The sequence below is a fragment of the Oleiphilus sp. HI0128 genome (assembly GCF_001635365.1).
Map to the genome: position 1 here is coordinate 1 of NZ_LWGG01001015.1, position 378 is coordinate 378.

The window sequence follows — 378 nt, forward strand, 5'->3', positions numbered from 1 at the left end:
TGATTGAGATGTACTTATGAATCTATTATTCACACCTCAATGTACATTTTTTTACTTATAACACTCTAAAAAGACGTATAATCCTACAATTCTTAAATTAAAGCTATTTCTTAGATAATAGCTGTATATTTCTAACTTGCTAGGAAAAACATGTTTCGTTTTGTGAGACTCTTGAGCTTTTCAGCTTGGTCCTTGGCCGCAATGATATCTGGTGCCTTTTTCTTAATGGCCTCTTTCTTCCTTTATTTGACGCCAACACTTCCTGATGCCGAGCAACTTAAGCACACCCAATTACAAACACCCTTACGTATTTACTCACTTGATAGCAAAAGCATAGCCGAGTTTGGCGAAAAGAGAAGAAAGCCAATAAATATTGGT

General features: G+C 35.4%; 1 protein-coding gene. It reads left to right on the top strand.

Annotated elements, in window-relative coordinates; genetic code table 11:
* Nucleotides 1–150 precede the first annotated feature (150 nt).
* A partial coding sequence (locus A3763_RS29680; protein ID WP_231872235.1) for a hypothetical protein occupies nt 151–378 on the top strand: 228 nt, incomplete at its 3' end.